This is a genomic window from Pseudogemmobacter sonorensis (assembly GCF_042762395.1).
Lineage (GTDB): Bacteria > Pseudomonadota > Alphaproteobacteria > Rhodobacterales > Rhodobacteraceae > Pseudogemmobacter > Pseudogemmobacter sonorensis.
In genome coordinates, this window is the sequence record NZ_JBEFZE010000019.1 from 40,897 (window position 1) to 58,263 (window position 17,367).

Annotated in this window: 15 protein-coding genes and 1 tRNA gene; 7 read left to right on the forward strand and 9 right to left on the reverse strand. The window is 69.4% G+C overall.

Annotation, left to right across the window (positions count from 1 at the left end; all coding sequences use genetic code 11):
* Positions 1 to 238: 238 nt before the first annotated feature.
* Positions 239 to 805 (reverse strand): elongation factor P, encoded by a 567-nt coding sequence (gene efp / locus ABNX41_RS13820; RefSeq protein WP_438670310.1) that lies wholly within the window; start codon positions 803 to 805, stop codon positions 239 to 241.
* Between the two features lie 103 nt (positions 806 to 908).
* Here efp and epmA point away from each other — a divergent pair, with 103 nt between their 5' ends.
* Positions 909 to 1,997, forward strand: a complete 1,089-nt coding sequence (gene epmA / locus ABNX41_RS13825) for an EF-P lysine aminoacylase EpmA (protein WP_438670311.1) — start codon at positions 909 to 911, stop codon at positions 1,995 to 1,997.
* 858 nt (positions 1,998 to 2,855) lie between these two features.
* Here epmA and ccmE read toward each other — a convergent pair.
* Positions 2,856 to 3,365, reverse strand: coding sequence for a cytochrome c maturation protein CcmE (gene ccmE / locus ABNX41_RS13830; protein ID WP_438670312.1), 510 nt, complete (start codon positions 3,363 to 3,365; stop codon positions 2,856 to 2,858).
* A gap of 95 nt (positions 3,366 to 3,460) precedes the next feature.
* Complete coding sequence (argC, locus tag ABNX41_RS13835; protein ID WP_438670313.1) at positions 3,461 to 4,489, reverse strand: N-acetyl-gamma-glutamyl-phosphate reductase; 1,029 nt, start codon at positions 4,487 to 4,489, stop codon at positions 3,461 to 3,463.
* 715 nt (positions 4,490 to 5,204) lie between these two features.
* Between argC and argS the strand changes: the two genes are divergently transcribed.
* From argS to ABNX41_RS13865, 6 genes are all read left to right on the forward strand, one after another.
* A complete protein-coding gene (gene argS / locus ABNX41_RS13840; protein WP_438670314.1) occupies positions 5,205 to 6,947 on the forward strand; it encodes an arginine--tRNA ligase in 1,743 nt (580 codons plus the stop codon).
* Between the two features lie 109 nt (positions 6,948 to 7,056).
* The gene (locus tag ABNX41_RS13845; protein WP_438670315.1) at positions 7,057 to 8,454 is read left to right on the forward strand and encodes an SPOR domain-containing protein; all 1,398 of its coding nucleotides are present in this window, start codon (positions 7,057 to 7,059) and stop codon (positions 8,452 to 8,454) included.
* A complete protein-coding gene (locus ABNX41_RS13850; RefSeq protein WP_438670316.1) occupies positions 8,451 to 9,479 on the forward strand; it encodes a glycoside hydrolase family 3 N-terminal domain-containing protein in 1,029 nt (342 codons plus the stop codon). The genes ABNX41_RS13845 and ABNX41_RS13850 overlap by 4 nt, the downstream gene beginning before the upstream one ends.
* Before the next feature lie 10 nt (positions 9,480 to 9,489).
* On the forward strand, positions 9,490 to 10,305 hold the full coding sequence (locus ABNX41_RS13855; protein WP_438670317.1) for a segregation and condensation protein A: 816 nt from the start codon (positions 9,490 to 9,492) through the stop codon (positions 10,303 to 10,305).
* Complete coding sequence (scpB, locus tag ABNX41_RS13860; RefSeq protein ID WP_438670318.1) at positions 10,302 to 10,946, forward strand: SMC-Scp complex subunit ScpB; 645 nt, start codon at positions 10,302 to 10,304, stop codon at positions 10,944 to 10,946. The genes ABNX41_RS13855 and scpB overlap by 4 nt, the downstream gene beginning before the upstream one ends.
* 11 nt (positions 10,947 to 10,957) lie before the next feature.
* Entirely contained in the window at positions 10,958 to 11,185 is a 228-nt protein-coding gene (locus ABNX41_RS13865) for a hypothetical protein (protein ID WP_438670319.1), read from the forward strand.
* Positions 11,186 to 11,702: 517 nt separating this feature from the next.
* Here the strand turns inward: ABNX41_RS13865 and ABNX41_RS13870 are convergent.
* From ABNX41_RS13870 to plsX, 6 genes are all read right to left on the reverse strand, one after another.
* Positions 11,703 to 12,779: a 2'-deoxycytidine 5'-triphosphate deaminase gene (locus ABNX41_RS13870; protein ID WP_438670320.1), complete on the reverse strand. Its 1,077-nt coding sequence runs from the start codon at positions 12,777 to 12,779 to the stop codon at positions 11,703 to 11,705.
* A gap of 100 nt (positions 12,780 to 12,879) precedes the next feature.
* A tRNA-Pro gene (locus ABNX41_RS13875) sits at positions 12,880 to 12,957 on the reverse strand.
* Between the two features lie 237 nt (positions 12,958 to 13,194).
* On the reverse strand, positions 13,195 to 14,664 hold the full coding sequence (locus tag ABNX41_RS13880; protein ID WP_438670321.1) for a MerR family transcriptional regulator: 1,470 nt from the start codon (positions 14,662 to 14,664) through the stop codon (positions 13,195 to 13,197).
* 181 nt (positions 14,665 to 14,845) lie between these two features.
* Positions 14,846 to 15,148 carry an integration host factor subunit alpha gene (ihfA, locus tag ABNX41_RS13885; protein WP_438670322.1) on the reverse strand — a complete coding sequence of 101 codons (303 nt, stop codon included), beginning with the start codon at positions 15,146 to 15,148 and terminating at the stop codon, positions 14,846 to 14,848.
* Between the two features lie 100 nt (positions 15,149 to 15,248).
* Positions 15,249 to 16,220: a beta-ketoacyl-ACP synthase III gene (locus tag ABNX41_RS13890; protein WP_438670323.1), complete on the reverse strand. Its 972-nt coding sequence runs from the start codon at positions 16,218 to 16,220 to the stop codon at positions 15,249 to 15,251.
* On the reverse strand, positions 16,217 to 17,356 hold the full coding sequence (gene plsX / locus ABNX41_RS13895) for a phosphate acyltransferase PlsX (RefSeq protein ID WP_438670324.1): 1,140 nt from the start codon (positions 17,354 to 17,356) through the stop codon (positions 16,217 to 16,219). Before plsX ends, ABNX41_RS13890 begins: the two co-directional genes overlap by 4 nt.
* Between the last annotated feature and the right edge of the window lie 11 nt (positions 17,357 to 17,367).

Genomic DNA, 17,367 nt, shown 5'->3' on the forward strand with positions numbered 1-17,367 from the left:
CGGCAAGCGCCGCCCCCGGCGGGAGGGCGGCGCTTGCGGTCGTCACGGCCGGGGGGCTTGCCTTGCGGCCAAGGCATGCGCCGGTCGGGCGCACCTCGGTTTCAGTTGCCCGCCCGCCGAGGCTCGGTCCACCGGAGGCTCGGTTCGGGTTGGCCAGGGCCGAGGCGGGGCCACTGGAGCGGCGGGCCACCGCAGGCGCGGGCCGCGCCCTCCACGATGCGCCCTCCACGACGCGCGGTCAGTCGCGGGCGCGCTCGACATAGCTGTCGTCATCGGTGTTGATGACGATGCGGGTGCCCGGGCCGATATGCGGCGGCACCATGACGCGCAGGCCGGATTCGGTCGTCGCGGGCTTGTAGGAGGAAGAGGCGGTCTGGCCCTTCACCACCGGCTCGGTCTCGGCGATCTCGACGGTGATCTTCTGCGGCACCTCGATGGCGATCGGCGCGCCGTCGAAGGTCTTCAGATAGCAGCGCATGCCTTCCTGGAGATAGACCTTGTTGGCGCCCATCACGTCTTCGGTGACCACGACCTGTTCGTAGCTTTCGGGCTGCATGAAGTGAAAGCCCTCGCCGTCCTCATAGAGGAAGTCGTAGTCGCGTTCGTCCACGGTGGCCTTTTCGACCTGGTCGGTGGTCTTCCACCGTTCGGTGACCTTCACCCCGTCGGAAATGCGGCGCATGTCGACCGAGGTCGTCGGCGTGCCCTTGCCGGGGCGGTAGGTTTCGGCCAGCAGAACGACATAGAGGCGGCCGTCCATCTCGACGACATTGCCCTTGCGGAGCGAGGAGGCGATGACTTTCACGCGCGGTGATCCTTGTGATATGGCCCGGCCCGATGGGGGGCCGGGGCCGTGATGGCGGCGCTGGTAACCCATCTGCCCCGAGATTTCCAGACGGAATGCCCCGATGACCGAATCCCGCTGGTGGTGGCCCGAGCGCCACGCCGACCGCCGCCCGGCCCTGATCGCCCGCAACCGTATCGCGGCGGGGATTCGCGCCTGGATGGCCGAGCGCGATTTCGTCGAGGTCGATCCCTCGGCCCTGCAGCCCAGCCCGGGAAACGAGGCGCATCTGCATGCCTTCCGCACCACCGCCATCGGCAATGACGGGGAGGGGCGTGAAATGTATCTTCACACCTCGCCCGAATTCGCGATGAAGCGGCTTCTGGCGGCGGGGGAGCGGCGGATCTTCTCGCTTGGGCACGTCTGGCGCAACCGCGAGCGGGGGCCGCGCCACAGCCCCGAATTCACCATGCTGGAATGGTATCGCGCGGGCGAGCCCTATGAGGTGCTGATGGCGGATCTGCTGGACTGGACCCGGCTGGCGGCCGGGATCGCGGGCGGGCCCGGGGGCATGCTGCGCCATCGCGGCCGCGAATGCGACCCGCGCCTCGCGCCCGAGCGGATCGGGGTCTTCGAGGCGTTCTCGCGCCACGCCGGGATCGACCTTGCGGCGACGATCGGGGCGGCGACGATCGGGGCGGCGACGAGCGGGGCGGCGACGATCGAGGCGGGGGGAGCGCCGGATGCGGCGGCGCTGGCGGCGCAGATGGCGCGCGAGGGCATCTCGCATGCGGCGGGGGAAAGCTGGTCGGACCTGTTCAGCCGGGTGCTGTCCGAGCGGGTGGAGCCGCATCTGGGCCAGGGACGGCTGACCTTCCTTGACCATTATCCCGCCTCGGAGGCGGCGCTGGCGCGGCGCCTGCCGGGGGATGCCCGGCTCTCGGAGCGGTTCGAGCTTTATGCCTGCGGGGTGGAACTGGCCAACGGCTTCGGCGAATTGACCGATGCCCGCGAGCAGCGCCGCCGTTTCGAAGCGGAAATGGCGGTGAAACGCGAGGTTTACGGCGAGACCTATCCGATCGACGAGGATTTCCTGGCCGCGCTGGCGCGGATGCCGCAGGCCTCGGGCTGCGCGCTCGGCTTCGACCGGCTGGTGATGCTGGCGACCGGGGCGCCGGGGGTCGAGGATGTGATCTGGGTGCCTGCGGGATGATCGGGGGAGGGGGCGCTGCCCCCTCGGCGCCTACGGCGCCTCACCCCCGGGATATTTTTGCAAAGAAGAAATGGGGATGGGTTCGGGTGGGCGGTTGGTGCCGGGCGGGGCGGGTTTGCCGGGCGGAGGCTTCTGGCGTCTGGGGCGAAGGGCCTGCCCGTGCCGCCGGGCTTGATCGGAGCGACGGTGAGCCTCATGGCGGTGGCTGCAATCGGCACGGGGTTTGCGTTTTTCTTGCAGGTGGCGAGGGATCGTTGTCTTGTCGATCCATTCTTGTCGGCCTGCGGGCGGAGCGGCGAGATGGTTTCGCCAATCGGGTGCGGGTTGCGGCGTCTTGAGGCATCGGGCGACGAATGCATCCTTGCCATGCCGCGGATCGGCGACTTCTTCAGGGGCTGGCGGTCTTGCGCCTGGCCGGGAAGGCCGAGGGCGCGGGGCTGTCCCCGCCGGATTTGCCGGGCCGGGGTGAGGGGCGGTGATCTCGGTCGATCGTGGTTGCGGCAGGCCATCTGGCGGAAGGGTGTGAGAGAAGCTTCTCCGCCGGGCCGGATTGGTGGGTGGTGAATTCGTGCCGGGGCCTGCGGAATTTCGGGACTGGAGCCTGAGGAGGCCAACTCCGGGGGCAAGCCCCGAGGCATTCGGATCGTGGGGCGCTCGGACTCGGAGCGGCTTGTCCCGGAGGGGCTCAAACCCGGACGCATTTAGGTCCTGGCGCCGGTCAAAAAACGGCAGCCGCGATCCGCTCGGCGGCAAGGAGAGATCGGCGGCGATGGCAGGCGGTTGGTCCAAGTGGGCCTCCGGTCGCCGTTGCGTTTCGCGGCTGGTCGGATGCCTTCTGCGGCCGGTCGGTCGCCGGTCTCAACCACCCGGGGCGGCGGCGGGATCCTTGTAGACGCCCTGTTCGACCAGCGCATCCATGACTTCCCTCGGCATATAGGTCTCGTCATGTTTGGCGAGCAGTTCGGTCGCCTGGAACACGCCGTCGACCAGGCGCCCGGTCGCGATGGTGCCGGTCCCCTCGGTGAAGAGGTCGGGGCGCGGATGGGTGCCGACATAGCGCACCGGCACCTCGGCGCTGCCATCAGTGATTGTGAAGGAGAAATGCATCCCCTCGCCGGGCCGGATCGAGCCCTCCTTGACAAGGCCGCCCAGGCGGAAGGTCTCGGTTTCGAGGGGGGCCTCTTCCAGCACCTGGCTGGGGCTGCGGAAGAAGTTGATCCCGTCCTTCAGCGCGAAGCCGACCAGCACCACGGCGGCCAGCATGGCCAGGAAGGCCACCGCGACCACCTGGATGCGGCGCTGCTTCTTCAACCCCTTGAGGCCGCGAAATCCGGCGGGTCTGCCGACGGGTCTGGCTGTGCTTTGCATGGCGCTTCCCTTCAGTCTTCCTTCGGCAGTCCTTCTTCGGCCCTTCTAGCGGCCCCGGCCCGCCCCCGCCTTGACCCGTGTCAAACCGCGACGCCTCAGGGGAAAAGCGGCGCGAGGGCGAGCCCCGCCGTCTCCGCCTCGCCCAGCATGAGGTTCGCGTTCTGGATCGCCTGGCCCGAAGAGCCCTTGGTCAGGTTGTCCAGCACCGCGACCACGATGGAGCGGCCGGGGATCCGGTCGCCCGTCACCCCGATATGGCAATAATTGGAGCCTGCGACATCGCGTGTCGAGGGGAGTGTGCCAAAAGGCAGCACCTGCAGGAAGGGCTCGTCGGCATAGGCGGCGGCCAGCGCGGCATGGACCGCGCCGGGATCGCCGCTGACATAGGTGGTGGCCAGGATGCCGCGATTCATCGGCAGCAGATGCGGCGTGAACTGGACCAGCACCGGCCGCCCGGCGATCTTGCTGAATTCCTGGTCGAACTCGCCTAGGTGGCGGTGCAGGCCGCCCGCCGAATAGGCATGCGTCCCGCCCGACAATTCGGCATGCAGCAGGTTTTCCTTCAGCGCCCGGCCCGCGCCCGACACCCCGGCCTTGAGGTCGATCACGATGTCGTCAAGCCCGATCACCCCGGCCCCGATCAGCGGCCGCAGCGCATATTGCCCGGTCGCCGCATTGCAGCCGGTGCCCGCCACCAGCCGCGCGGCGCGGATCTCGTCGCGGTAGAATTCGGTCAGCCCGTAGACCGCCTCGCCCTGCAGGTCGAGCGCGGAATGCGCCCGGCCATACCATTTCTGGTATTCCGCCGGATCGCGCAGGCGGAAATCCGCGCTGAGATCGACGACCTTCAGATCCCGCGGCAGGGTCGAGATCACCTCCTGCGAGGTGGCATGGGGCAGGGCGCAGAAACACAGGTCCACCTGCGAGAAGTCGATCTCCTCGATCCGCACCAGTTTCGGCAGGTCCAGATGGCGCAGGAAGGGAAACACCGCCGCCATTTCCATCCCGGCCTTGCGCTCGGCCGAAAGCGCGGTGATGCGCATCGCGGGATGGCTGGCGATCAGGCGGACCAGTTCGGCCCCCGTATAGCCCGAGGCGCCCAGAATGGCGATGCGATGGGTCATGGTCTTTCCCTTCCTGAGGCGAATGCTGCTGGCTTCCTGCCGCCAAAGCCGCGGCTTTGCAAGAATGAAGCCATGGCGCGCGGGGGCGGCGCGCGGGGGGCCGGCCCGCCCCGGCCGCGCGGGCCGCTCGCCCTTCGCGCGTGGTTTCCCGGGGGGCTCCCGTCCGCCCTTGGCACCCTCGGTGGATGTCCTGACCGCAGGCTCTCGCCATTTGCCTCCCCTGTGCCACGCCCGCCGCCTGTCCGGGGCGAAAGCGGCGAAAGATGGCGACAGCGCTCCGCAGGACCGGCGCGGCCCACCCGTCCCCCTCTCGGCCCTCGGCTCGCGCATCGCGCCGCCGCCTGTGAAAGCCGCGTCCCGCCGCCGCATCCGTTCATTCAGATCGGACCATGCCGCCGTGCCGATACCCCGCCCATGCGGACGCCAGCGACCCGCCGCATGTAGCCCGGACCAGGTCGCCCGGAAAAAACGCAAGGCCCGCCGCTTTCCACCCGCCCCCGACAAGGCCCAGACGACAACACCCGCCCCAAAGCGCCCCGCCCATTCCAGAAACCCCCGCCTCCCCATTCTTCTTTGCAAAAATATCCCGGGGGTGAGGCGCCAAGGGCGCCGAGGGGGCAGCGCCCCCTCCCTCTCCTCCCCCCATTCCCCGCCTTGCTTGACCTGTCCCGCCCGCTCTGGCATGGCCTCGTTTCAAAGAACGGGATTGGATCTCATGAACCTTTTTGCCGATATCCGCGAGGCGGTGGTGGATGCGCTCGGCCGGCTGGCGGCCGAGGGCGTGCTGCCCCGGGGGCTGGAGCTTGCGAATGTCGCGGTCGAGCCGCCGCGCGACGCCGCCCATGGCGACATGGCGACCAATGCGGCGATGGTGCTGGCCAAGCCCGCGGGCCTCGCCCCGCGGGTGATCGCCGATGCGCTGGCCGCGCGGCTTCAGGAGGATCCCCGGATCCTGGGCGCGGATGTGGCGGGGCCGGGCTTTCTGAACCTGCGGCTCGCGCCCGAGGTCTGGCAGGGCGTGGCGCGGCAGATCCTTGCCGCCGGGCTCGATTACGGGCGCTCCACGCTGGGGGGGGGCGACAGGGTCAACATCGAATTCGTCTCGGCCAATCCCACCGGGCCGATGCATGTCGGCCATGTGCGCGGCGCGGTGGTGGGGGACGCGCTGTCGAACCTTCTGGCCTTCGCGGGCTGGCAGGTCACGCGCGAATATTACATCAACGACGGCGGCGCCCAGGTCGATGTCCTCGCCCGTTCCGCCTATGAGCGTTACCGCGAAGCGAACGGCCTTTCGCCCGAGATCCGCGAGGGGCTCTATCCCGGCGACTACCTGATCCCGGTGGGCGAGGCGCTGAAGGCGAAATACGGCGACAGCCTGCTTGATCGGCCCGAATCCGACTGGCTTTCCGAGATCCGCGAATTCGCCACCAGGGTGATGCTCGACATGATCCGCGAGGATCTGGCCGCGCTCGGCGTCACCATGGATGTCTATTCCAGCGAGAAGGCGCTCTACGGCACCGGCGAGATCGAGGCCGCGATCGAGGAATTGCGCGCGGCGGGCCTGATCTACGAAGGCGTGCTGGAGCCGCCCAAGGGCAAGACTCCCGAGGATTGGGAGCCTAGGGTCCAGACCCTGTTCCGCTCGACCGCGCATGGCGACGACGTGGACCGGCCGGTGATGAAATCCGACGGCGCCTGGACCTATTTCGCCCCCGACATCGCCTATCACTACAACAAGGTGAAGCGCGGCTTCGACCAGTTGATCGACATTTTCGGCGCCGATCACGGCGGCTATGTCAAGCGCATGAAGGCCGCCGTCGCCGCGCTTTCGGGCGGGCGGGTGCCCCTGGACATCAAGCTGATCCAGTTGGTGAAGCTGTGGAAGAACGGCGAGCCCTTCAAGATGTCGAAGCGCGCGGGCACCTTCGTCACCCTGCGCGACGTGGTGGAAGAGGCCGGGGCCGATGTCACCCGCTTCATCATGCTGACCCGCAAGAACGATGTCGCGCTGGATTTCGACTTCGCCAGGGTGCTGGAACAGTCGAAGGACAATCCGGTCTTCTATGTGCAATATGCCAATGCGCGGGTGAATTCGGTGTTGCGCAAGGCTGCCGAGGCGGGGATCGCGGTCGACGACGCCGCGCTGCTGGCGGCCGGGCATGGCGCGCTCGACCATCCGGCCGAGCTGGCGCTGCTGAAGAAGCTGGCGGAATGGCCGCGCCTGGTCGAGATCGCCGCGCGCGGGAACGAGCCGCATCGCGTGGCCTTCTACCTCTATGAGCTGGCCTCGGAGTTCCACGGGCTGTGGAATCGCGGCAATGACGAGACGCAACTGCGCTTCATCCAGGAGGATATCGCGGTTTCTCAGGCGAAAATCGCCCTTGCCCGGGCCACGGGCGTTGTCATTTGCACAGGTCTTGGTATTCTCGGGGTGAAGCCGGTCGAGGAAATGCGCTGACAGAATGGCGCCCACCGGCTTCGGAATGATCGGGCAGACCCCCCGGATCTGAGACGGGGGAGCGGCGGGGAACACCCGTCCGGGCAGAGGCAGGCGCATGACAGACCGCATGACGGACGCCGATTTCGGCGGATTCGGGGCATATTCCACGCAAGATGGCGGCGCGGCCGTCCCGCGCCCCCGCCATGGGGCGGCGGGGCAGGGCGGATATGGTCAGGGGTCGGGCCGGATGGCGCAGGCCCCCTCGGGCATCGAGGGCGCGCGCCACGGCGCGGCGCCTCGGGGCCGGACGGCCCATGTCTCGGACTCCCATGTCTCGGGCCCCCATGTCTCAACTCCGCATGTCTCAACTCCGCATGCCCAGCCCGCGCAGGGTCGTGCCGGGGCGGTTCGTTTCGGCGCCGCGCCCGGTTTTCACGACCATTCCGCTTGGGCGCAGCCGGGGCGGGTCGCGCCCGACCTTCCCGGAACCGCCCACCCCGAAACCGGCCGCTTCGATCCGGTCCGCTCCCCTCGCTTCGGGCGCGGCCAGAGGATCGTCAATCTTCTGGGCGCCTTCGGTTCGGTCGCGCTGGTGCTGTCGCTGGGCTGGTGGGGCTGGGATCTGGCGATGCGCGACGTGCGCGGGGTTCCGGTGGTCCGCGCGCTGGAGGGGCCGATGCGCATGGCCCCCGAGGATCCCGGCGGCGCGGTGATCGACCATCAGGGGCTTGCGGTGAACGACGTGCCCGCCGTCGGCGGCGCGGCCCCGCCGCCCGACCGGCTGGTGCTGGCGCCGCGCCCGGTGGAGCTTGCGCCCGAGGATGCGCCGGGCCTTGCGATGCCCGACTCGGTGGAGCTTTCGGTGGAGCTTTCGGCGGAGCTTTCGCCCGCCCCGATGCCGGGGATGGCGGTGGGCCCGGATCCGGGCTTCGACACCGGTATGACCGCTCTGGCCGAGGCGCCCGCCACCATGATGCCGCTGGAAACCGCGCCCGAATCCGCGCCCGTGCCGATGGATCAGGAGGCGGCGGTGGCCGCAGCCTTGGCCGAGGCGCTCGGCCTCGACGATCTTTCCGACGGCATGCCCGGCGGGCTGGTCGAGACCGCAACGCTGGACGATCAGGGCAGGCCCGCGCCTCCGGGCGCGATCACCCGCTCGCCCCGTCCGATGCCGCGCCCCGACCGGCTGGCCACCGCCTCCGCTTCCGCCGCCACCGCGCCCGCCCGTGCGAGTGCCGTCGCCCCGGTCGCGGTCGATCCCGACACGCTCGCCCCCGGCACGCGGCTGGTGCAGTTCGGCGCCTATGACAGCACCGCCATCGCCGAGCAGGAATGGATTCGCCTGACGGCGCGCTTCGGCGATCTGATGGAGGGCAAGCAGATGGTGATCCAGGCCGCCGAAAGCGGCGGGCGCACCTTCTGGCGGCTGCGCGCGCTCGGCTTCAACGACGAGCAGGATTCGCGCCGCTTCTGCGCCGCGCTTGAGGCCGAAAGCACCCGCTGCATCCCGGTGGCGCATCGATGAACCCCGGAATAAGCGCCGGGACGAACCTCGGCACCACCGCCGCGATCTTCGGCCTGTCGGGGCCGGATCTGCTGCCGCAGGAGCGCGACTTCTTCCGCGAGACCGATCCTTTCGGCTTCATCCTGTTTGCCCGCAACGTCGAGACGCCCGATCAACTGCGCCGCCTGACCGGCGATCTGCGCGGCGCGGTCGGACGCGCGGCGCCGATCCTTGTCGATCAGGAGGGCGGGCGGGTCCAGCGCCTGCGCGCCCCCCATTGGCGCGAATGGGCGCCGCCGCTTGAAACGGCGGAGCGGGCCGGGCCCGATGCCGCCCGCCTGCTGTGGCTTCGCGCCCGCCTGATCGCGCAGGAGTTGCACGCGGTCGGGATCGACGCCGATTGCGCCCCGGTCTGCGACCTGGCCCGGCCCGAGACCCATGCCTTCCTGAAAAACCGCTGCCATGGCGGCGATCCGGCCAGGGTCGCGCAGCTTGGCCGCGCGGTGGCCGAGGGGCTGCTGGCCGGGGGCGTGCTCCCGGTGATGAAGCATATCCCCGGCCATGGCCGCTCGCGCCTCGACACCCATCACGACCTGCCCCTGGTCGATGCGCCCCTGGCCGAGCTGGAAGGCGCCGATTTCTCCCCCTTCCGCGCGCTTGCCGATCTGCCGATGGCGATGACCGGGCATCTGGTCTTCTCGGCCATTGATGCCGCGCGCCCGGCGACGCAAAGCCCCGCCGTGGTGCGGCTGATCCGCGAAAGCATCGGCTTCGACGGTTTGCTGATGACGGACGACCTGAACATGGAGGCGCTTTCGGGCGGCCTTGCCGACCGCACGGCCCTTGCCATGGCGGCGGGGGTGGATATCGCGCTGCATTGCAAGGGCGATCTTCAGGGCATGGCGCAGGTCGCGGGCGCGGCCGGAGCCATGGGCGCGGCCACCCGGGCCCGCGCCGCCCGCGCGCTGGCCTGCCGCCGCCCGCCCGCCGAGGTTGACATTGCGGGGATTGAGGCCGAGCTTGAGGCCCTGAGCCGCCCCGCATGACCGATCGCGCATGACCGAAACAGACGACCGCCAGCTTCCGCTTGCCGACGACTGGAGCCAGCCCGAACGGCTGGACCCGGCCGACCGGCTGCAGGCCGAGGCGCTGATCGTCGATGTCGAGGGCTATGAGGGCCCGCTCGACCTGCTGCTGACGCTGTCGCGCAGCCAGAAGGTGGACCTGCGGCGGATCTCGGTCCTGCAACTGGCCGAGCAATATCTGGGCTTCGTCAACCGCGCCGCGAAACTGCGGATCGAACTGGCGGCGGATTATCTGGTGATGGCGGCCTGGCTGGCCTTCCTGAAATCGCGCCTGCTCCTGCCTCCCGAACCCGGCGAGGACGGCCCGAGCGCCGAGGAACTCGCCGCCCATCTGGCCTTCCAGCTCGAACGCCTGTCGGCCATGCGCGAGGCGGCGGCGCGGCTGATGGCGCGCGACCGGCTGGGGCGGGATTTCTTCGCGCGCGGCCTGCCCGAAAGCGTGGCCCTGCACCGCCGCGTGGTCTATGACGCCACGCTGATCGACCTGATGCGGGCCTATGCGCGGATCCGCACCAAGGACGAATTCCGCCCCTTCGTGATGGACCGCGCCCATGTCTTCACCATGGAACAGGCGCTGGAGCGGATGCGCGGGCTGATGGGCTATGTCGGCGAATGGTCCGACCTGGCCTCGTTCCTGCCCGAGGGCTGGGATGCGACGCCGATGGCGCGGCGCTCGGCCACGGCGGCGCATTTCGCGGCGGTGCTCGAACTGGCCAAGCGCGGGCAGATCCTGCTGCGCCAGGGCGAGACCTTCGCGCCGATCCAGATCCGGCGGAAAGAGCAATGAGCGATCAGGACCAGAGCCTTTTCGCCGCCCCGCCGATGGGCGATCAGGAGCGGATGGTCGAGGCCGTGCTCTTCGCCGCGACCGAGCCGGTGACGCTGGCCGAGCTCGCGCGTCGCCTGCCGCATGGCTCGGATCCGGCCGAGGCGCTGGCGCATCTGCGCAAACGCTACGAGGGCAGGGGGGTGAACATCATGCGCGTGGGCGAGGCCTGGGCCTTTCGCACCGCGCCCGACCTGGGCCATCTGATGCGCCGCGAAAGCGTCGAGACCCGCAAGCTTTCGCGCGCGGCGATCGAGACGCTGGCGATCGTGGCCTATCACCAGCCGGTGACCCGGGCCGAGATCGAGGAAATCCGCGGCGTCGCGGTGTCGCGGGGGACCATCGACCAGTTGATGGAGATGGAATGGATCCGCCTCGGCCGCCGCCGCATGACGCCGGGCCGCCCGGTGACCTTCGTGGTGACCGAGGGTTTCCTAGATCACTTCGGGCTCGAATCGGCGCGCGACCTGCCGGGGATCAAGGAACTCCGCGCGGCGGGGCTGCTGGAAAGCCGGGCGATGCCGGGGCAGGGCCTGTCGCAACCGGCCGAGGACGAAGACGACAGCCCGCGCACGGGCCAGAGCGAACTCTTCGAGGATTGAGGGGGCAACGAATGGATGTGAACCGGATCGTCAGGATGCTGACCAACATGTTTCTGCGCAAGGCGATGAACCGGGGCGTGAAAACCGCCATCGACCTGGCCGGGCGCAAGCGGACCCCGCCTGAAGGGACGGCGCCTGAAGGGACCAGGCCCGAGGATCGCGAACAGGCCGCCCGCGGCCGCGACCTCGCCCGCCGCGCGCAAAAGGCCGCCCGCATCACCCGCCGCCTCGGCCGCTGAAGCGCGATGAGGCGAAGGACGGGGGAGGAAAGCCTCTGGGAAAAAAACAGGGCCCGGCGAAATAAGGACGGGGCGCAGGAAACCCGAGAAGGGAAAAACCGGGCAAAAGGCTGAGGCAGAATAACCCGCGCAACGCGCAAGCCCGGCATCGGCCGCGCGCCTCGCCGGACCGGCGCCGCCCGACCTTCTCTCGCGGCCCGCGCGATGGCCTCGCCACCCCATCCGCCTATCGGCCCTCCGTCTCGCCGCCGCCCCCTCTCATTCAGGCGCGGACCACGCCGCTGCCGATATCACCCGCCCTGCGGCACCAGCGACCCGCCACTCCAGCGGATGCCCTGAACCAAGCCGCCCGGAAAAACCCAACGCCCGCCGCTTTCCACCAAGCCCGACAAGCCTGCCCCCCAAAAAAGCGCCGCGTCAGCCACCAACCCTTTTCTTCTTTGCAGAAATATCCCGGGGGTGAGGCGCCAAAGGCGCCGAGGGGGCAGCGCCCCCTCCTTCCTCCCCCCTCAACCCCTCAGCGGAACTGCTTGGCCAGCTTCAACCCCTGCCCCTGGTAGTTCGAAGCGATCCCCGCGCCATAAAGCCGCTCGGGCCGCGCGCTCATCCGCTCATAGACCAGCCGCCCGACGATCTGGCCATGCTCCAGCACGAAGGGCGCCTCGTGGCAGCGCACCTCCAGCACCCCCCTGCTGCCCGAGCCGCCTGCCTCGGCATGGCCGAAGCCCGGATCGAAGAAACCGGCGTAATGCACCCGGAACTCGCCGACCATGGCCAGATAGGGCGCCATTTCGGCGGCATGATCGGGGGGGATGGTCACCGCCTCGCGCGAGACCAGGATATAGAAGGCACCGGGATCCAGGATGATCCGGCCGTCCTCGCTATGGACCTCCTCCCAGAAGTCGCGTGCCGGATAATGGCCGATCCGGTCCAGGTCCACCACGCCGGTATGGGGCTTGGCGCGGTAGCCGACCAACGTGCCCCGGCCCGGCCGCAGGTCGACCGAAAACCCCAGCCCTTCCGAGATCACCGGCCGACCGTCGACCAGCGCCATGCGCGCATGCAGGTCCCGCAGATCGGCATCTGAGAGCCGCGCCTCGCCCGCGCGAAAGCGGATCTGGTTCAGCCTCTGGCCCGACCTGACCAGGACCGAGAACGACCTCGGGCAGACCTCGGCATAAAGCGGGCCGGTGTAACCCTCGGGTATTCGGTCGAATTCCGTGCCGCCATCGGTGATGGTCCGGGTCAGCAGATCCAGCCGCCCGGTCGAGGATTTGGCATTGGCCAGCGCCGAGACGCCCTGCGGCAGGGCAAGGCTTTCGGCCAGGGGCACGACATAGACGCAGCCCTTTTCCAGCACCGCGCCTTCGGCCAGGTCGATCCGGTGCATGCCGAATTCCTCGATCCGCTCGGCCACGCTGCGCCCCCGCCCGGCGAGGAACGAGGCGCGGACCCGCCAGGCCTGGGCTCCCAGCCGCAGGTCGAGGCTGGCGGGCTGGATCTGCGCGGCGGCGACACCGGGCGCGGCGCGGATCGCCCCCCGCTCCAGCAACGCGCGGATCGCGTGATCGGGCAGGACGCCGGGGTTGCTCATTCGCCTTCTCCTCCGCCCGAGGCGCGCCGATTATGGCCCGCCCTCGGGGCTGCAATGAAAACCGCCCGCGCTGCCATGGGGCAGGCGGGCGGATTTTCGATGGTCGGGCCGGAGAGATTCGAACTCTCGACCTCCCGCCCCCCAGACGGACGCGCTAACCAGGCTGCGCTACGGCCCGACACTGCGCGTCTGTCTAACGATTTTCCGGGCGGGGGCAAGCGGGAAAGCGCAGGGCCGTGCAGGCAAATTTCCATCGGCTTCGACCGGGGGGCCTCGGCCTCGCCCGGGGGCGAGACAGGGGATTCGCGAAGCACGTGCATTTGCCGAAGGCCTGGGGGCGATGATCCGGGCGCAGCGCGGTGAGGGCAGGGCGATCGGGGTGTCGTCGATCGGCCCGCACCGACAGGGCCAGTCCTCAGGGCGCGCTGAAAGGCGCCGCAAGGCGGGCGCGCAAAGCGGAAATGCGGGCGGCGAGCGCCTCGGCCTCATGCGCAGACAGCGCCCCGGGCGGTAAGGCACGCAGCCGCGCGGCCGGGCTGTGGGCGGGCTCTGGCGCCAGCTCGGGCGTCAGCTCGGGCGTCAGATCGGGTGCGGGAACAGGTACCGAGTCGGACGGCAGGGCCGCAGCCGGATCGGACGAAACCGGCTCGATGCCATCCGGGCCGCTGTCTCCTGCGCCGCTGTCTTTCGCTTCGGTATCTTCCGGGATGGCTTCCGCCGGGGCGGCCTGATCCTGCGCGGGATCGTCCTCCGGGGGCCTGGCCCGCAAGGTTTCCTCTTGCGGGGCAGATTCGCCGACGGCCTCCTCCTCCTGAGAGGTTTCCTCCCGCAAAGTGTGCTCTGCGGCGGTTTCGGAGGCGGTTTCGGCGGGCGAGGTCGCGTCGGAGACCGGGCTTTCCTCCGCGATCCCTTCCCGGAGGAACATATTCCCGTCGTCGGCCCCCTTCAGGGCCGCAACCGCTGGGCCATCTTCGGCAGGATCCTCATGGTCGAGGTTTTCGTCGGTGGGATCCGCGCCGACGGGGGCGCCTGCCGCGCGGTCGTCCTGGCCCGGCGCTTGCCCGGCGTGCTTCGTCCCGGCGTGCTCCATCCCGGCGGGATCTGCATCCGCACGCGCAGCCGCACCTTCTTCCGCCACCCGCTCGGCGCGGTCCTGGCCCGAGGGGGCGGGCATACCGCCCTCGCGGTCTGCAGGAGCATCCGGGGCCGATTCGGAGGTGTCGGACGACAGGTCTCGCGCGATCTCTTCCGGGGCGCCTACTGGCGCTTCCGCCGGTTCGGAGGCGGCTTCGTGCCCAGCGGGCGCCTCTTCCGGCCCGGCCCCGGCGCGGGGATCGCTCTCGACCAGATCGGCGAGATCGGGGGCGGGTTCGGGCGGCTCGAAACCGGGAAAGCTGGGCTGGCGCGAATCGATGGCCTCGGCGGGGAAGGGGATGATCCGGGCCCGGCCCGGCGCGGCCGCCCCCTCGCCCCCGGGCGCCTCCAGCGCGGCGCGCAAGGCCCGGGCGGTGTGTTCGGCGGCGCTTTCGGGCGAGGCGAGCGGCTCGGCATCGAAACGGCCGATCATCGCCGCCTCCAGCGCGGCCTCCTCGGGGCTGGTGTCATCGGCGGGATGGTCGCCGTGAAGCCCGGCGACATGGCGAATCCCCTGTTCGCGCAGGATCTTCTGCACCCCCCGGATCGTCATGCCCTCGTCATGCAAAAGCCGCTTGATCCCGGCCAGCAGCGCCACGTCGGTCGGCCGGTAATAGCGTCGCCCGCCCGCCCGCTTGACCGGACGGACCTGCGGGAAGCGGCTTTCCCAGAACCGCAGCACATGCGCGGGGGTCTGAAGCACTTCGGCCACCTCGGAAATGGTGCGGAAGGCTTCGGGCGACTTGTCCATTGTCTGCCTGCCTCGTCTGGCCTGGGCCTGTTCGGCTTGCCTTGTCGTCTGGCCTGCGTTCCCGGGCCCATGCGCCCCGGGGCCAGTGTCTGCCGGGACCCCAGTGTCTGCCGGGACCCCAGTGTCTGCCAGGACCCATGTCTGCCGGGACCCAGTGTCTACCGGGGGCGCGCGCGGGGGCCTATTTCGCCGAACCCGCCGCCACGCGATCCTTCATCAGATGCGAGGGCCGGAAGGTCAGCACCCTGCGGGGCGAGATCGGAACCTCGTCCCCGGTCTTGGGATTGCGCCCGATCCGCGCCGATTTCGACCGCACCGAGAAGGTGCCGAAGGACGAGATCTTCACCACCTCGCCCGCCACCAGCGCGTCGGACATATGTTGCAGAACCGATTCGACCAGATCGGCCGATTCATTGCGGCTGAGCCCGACTTCGCGGAACACCGCCTCGGTCAGATCCATCCGTGTCAGAGTTTTCTCACTCATGTCAAAATCCCCCCCGGGCTTGATCCGCGCAGGATGCGGCCAGCGGGATTGCCATGTCAATATCAAAGACTTGGAGCGGGCTGTTCAGGCGGCGGATTCGCTACCAGCGCAAGAGGACCGCGCCCCAGGCCAGCCCGCCGCCGATGGCCTCGGTCACGATCAGGTCGCCCGGCTTGATCTGCCCACGCGCCTTGCCGACCGAAAGCGCCAGCGGAATCGACGCGGCCGAGGTGTTGCCGTGGTCCTGCACGGTGACGACCACGCGCTCCATCGGCACATGCATGCGTTTCGCGGTGGCCTCGATGATGCGGATATTGGCCTGGTGCGGCACGATCCAGTCGACATCCTCGGGGCCGAGCCCGGCCTTTTTCAGCGCGGCATGGGCGGTGGCGGCCAGTTTCTCGACCGCATGGCGGAAGACCTCGCGCCCCTCCATCCGCAGATGGCCGGTGGTGCCGGTCGAGGAGCCGCCGTCGACATAGAGGAGGTCCTTGAACCGCCCGTCGGAATTCAGGTCCGAGGCGAGGATGCCGCGATCCCCGGAGGTGCCGTCGCCCTCCTGCGCCTCAAGCACCAGGGCGCCCGCGCCGTCGCCGAAAAGCACGCAGGTGGCGCGGTCGGTCCAGTCCATCAGGCGCGAGAAGGTCTCGGCCCCGATGACCAGCACCCGCCTGGCCTGGCCCGAGACGATCAGCGCATTGGCATTGGTCAGGGCAAAGACGAAGCCCGCGCAGACCGCCTGCACGTCGAAGGCGAAGCCCCGCGTCATGCCCAGCCGGTCCTGGATCATCGTCGCGGCCGAGGGAAAGGTCAGATCGGCGGTCGAGGTCGCCAGGACGATGGCGTCGATGTCATCGGCGGCCAGCCCGGCATCCTTCAGCGCGGCCTCGGCGGCGTGAAAGCCCAGATCCGAGGTGGTCTGGCCCTCGGCGGCGAAATGGCGCCGCTCGATCCCCGAGCGCGAGCGGATCCATTCGTCCGTCGTATCGACCAGGGCCTCGAATTCGGCATTGGGAACCACCCGCTCGGGCAGGTAATGCCCGACACCCCTGACTACGGCGCGTATCGTCATTCGGAAGATCGGCTCCCCTTGCCGGCGTCCAGGCCCGGCCTCTCTGGCCCGCCATCTTGGCCCGCGGCCTCGACGGATGCAACCCGATCCGCGATCCGCTCGGTCAGCCGGGCCCCGGCCAGCCGATGCGCCAGCCCGATCGCGGCCGAGATCCCGGTGGCATCGGCGCCGCCGTGGGACTTGACCACCGTGCCCCGAAGGCCCAGGAAGACGCCGCCGTTCACCCGGCGCGGATCCATGCGCTTTTGCAGACGTTTCAAAGAGTTGAGCGCAAGAAGGGCCGCGAATTTCGACAAGAGCCCGGCGTTGAACGCCTCGCGCATGAAATCCGAGATCATCTTGGCGGTGCCTTCGCCGGTCTTCAGCGCGACATTGCCGGTGAAGCCGTCGGTCACGATCACATCGGCGCGGTCGCCGGGAATGTCGCCGCCCTCGACGAAGCCGGAATAGTCGAAGCCGCTGGAACTGGCCGCGCGGGTCAGCACCTCATGCGCCTCCTTCAATTCGGCCCGGCCCTTGTGCTCTTCGGTGCCGACGTTCAAAAGCCCGACGCGGGGGCGCTGGATGGCCAGCCCGGTATGGGCATAGGCCGCGCCCATGATGGCATATTGCAAAAGGTCCGAAGGATCGGCCTTCACATCCGCGCCGACGTCGAGCATGACGTTGAACCCGCCCGGATTGCGCGAGGGCCAGAGGCAGGCGATGGCCGGGCGGTTCACGCCCGCAAGCTTGCGCAGCCGCAGCATCGACACCGCCATCAAGGCGCCGGTATTGCCGCAGGAGACCGCGGCCGATGCCGCGCCCTCGCGCACCGCATCGATGGTGGCCCACATCGAGGTGCCCTGTCCGTGGCGCATGACCTGGCTTGGCTTGTCATGCATGGTCACCACCCCGGCGGCATGGCGCAGGGCGATGCGCGGGCGCAGTTCGGGGGCCTTGTCGAAAGCGGGGGCAAGCAGGGGCGCAAGCAGCGATTCGTCGCCGTTGAGCAGGATATGCAGATCCGGCCGGTCGCGAAGCGAATCGAAAACGCCGGCGACCACTGCCGCCGGCCCCTTGTCGCCCCCCATGGCGTCAACGGATATGACGATGGGCGCGCCTTCCGCTTCGACCGGGCTGTGAAGTCCCTGGGTCATGGGTCAGGCGG